Below are 1,354 nucleotides of genomic sequence, written 5' to 3'. Positions count from 1 at the left end.
CGGCGGCGCACCTGTTCGCCCTCGGCGACCAGACGCGAGTCGATGACCTTGGTGTCGTTGGCACCGCAGAAGGGACAGTGCATGGTGGCAGGCAACAAAAAAAGGGAGGGCCATGGTAGCGCATCCCCGTGGCAAGACAAGCCATAGGGTTTGCGGTATACAGACGGGATGATCACTTGATCCATGGATTTCATCTTTCCGGAGCTGCCAATGCCGTTACGCCCGCTCGTTTTGCTCAGCCTTTTCAGCCTGTTGGTGGCGTGCAGCAGCGATGCACCCCAGCCTCAACCACCGACGCCTGGCCCCGCGCCACAGCAGGCGCAGAAAAAAGCCAAGGAAGCGGCTGCACTCGGTCCGCTGCCGGCGTATCAGCGCGAATTGAGCGGCACCTTGCAGGGCGTGCCGAGCGGCGCTGAAGTTGAACTGGCGCTGCTGGTGATCGACGAAAAAGACCGCCCGCAACAATTGCTCGCCAGCTCCAGCCTGATCGGCAACGATCAGGTGTTGCCATTCCATTTGCGTTTCAACCCGGAGGCGTTTCCGACCGGAGCCCGCGTTGAACTGCGTGGCCGCGCCAGCCAATCCGGTCAGTTAATCCTGCATCTTCCGTCGCAGTTGATTAGCCAGCCGACGACTCAGACCCTGGGCCAACTGCAATTCGTCAAAGCCCCATGAGTGCGCCGCAAGGCCTGCAGCAGGCGTTGGGTGAGTTGCTCGGTGATGCGCAACTGGTTGCCTGCGGATTACCAGGTACCGATCTGAAGTTGTGGCTGATCGATGGCGACAACATGGACCGCGCGTTCAGCCCGGAAGAAACCCGTCGCATTCTGCATGAACCGCCTTACTGGAGTTTTTGTTGGGCCAGTGGCTTGGCCGTGGCCCGCTACCTTGCCGAAAACCCACACTGGGTCGAAGGCAAACGGGTGCTGGATTTCGGCGCAGGCTCAGGCATAGCGGGGATTGCCGCCGTGAAGGCCGGCGCGCTGGAAGTGGTGGCCTGTGACCTTGATCCGTTGGCGCTAGCCGCCTGTCGAGCGAATGCCGAACTCAATGATGTACAGCTCAACTATTCCACGGATTTTTTTGCCGAGGCGGATCGCTTCGATCTGGTGCTGGTGGCGGACGTCCTGTACGACCGGGCGAACCTGCCGCTGCTCGATGAGTTTCTGAGCCGAGGCCGCGAAGCACTGGTGGCGGACTCTCGGGTACGCGACTTTCGTCATCCCTTGTACCGGCGCATCGAAATGCTTGAAGCCATGACCCTGCCGGATCTGTGTGAGCCGGAAGAATTTCGGCATGTGAGCCTCTACCACGCCAGCCGTTAAAAGATCGCAGCCTTCGGCAGCTCCTACAT

Annotated in this window: 2 protein-coding genes and 1 pseudogene; 2 read left to right on the top strand and 1 reads right to left on the bottom strand. The window is 60.4% G+C overall.

The window, feature by feature from the left end; translation table 11 throughout:
* Positions 1 to 185, bottom strand: a pseudogene (locus ACRESJ_RS32660) (hypothetical protein); the annotation flags it as partial.
* A gap of 25 nt (positions 186 to 210) precedes the next feature.
* Between ACRESJ_RS32660 and ACRESJ_RS32655 the strand changes: the two are divergent.
* The gene (locus ACRESJ_RS32655; RefSeq protein ID WP_431761594.1) at positions 211 to 675 is read left to right on the top strand and encodes a YbaY family lipoprotein; all 465 of its coding nucleotides are present in this window, start codon (positions 211 to 213) and stop codon (positions 673 to 675) included.
* Positions 672 to 1,325, top strand: coding sequence for a class I SAM-dependent methyltransferase (locus ACRESJ_RS32650; protein WP_431761593.1), 654 nt, complete (start codon positions 672 to 674; stop codon positions 1,323 to 1,325). Before ACRESJ_RS32655 ends, ACRESJ_RS32650 begins: the two co-directional genes overlap by 4 nt.
* Positions 1,326 to 1,354 lie beyond the last annotated feature (29 nt).

The sequence above is a fragment of the Pseudomonas sp. genome (genome assembly GCF_050739655.1).
In the GTDB taxonomy this organism is placed as follows: domain Bacteria; phylum Pseudomonadota; class Gammaproteobacteria; order Pseudomonadales; family Pseudomonadaceae; genus Aquipseudomonas.
Note: the sequence above shows the minus strand (reverse complement) of the source record. Positions and strands in the feature narration are given on the sequence as shown.

Bases quoted from the DNA above. Each gene is read 5' to 3' on its own strand.
- ACRESJ_RS32650 (WP_431761593.1), top strand. From the start codon at position 672: ATGAGTGCGCCGCAAGGCCTGCAGCAGGCGTTGGGTGAGTTGCTCGGT.
- ACRESJ_RS32655 (WP_431761594.1), top strand. From the start codon at position 211: ATGCCGTTACGCCCGCTCGTTTTGCTCAGCCTTTTCAGCCTGTTGGTG.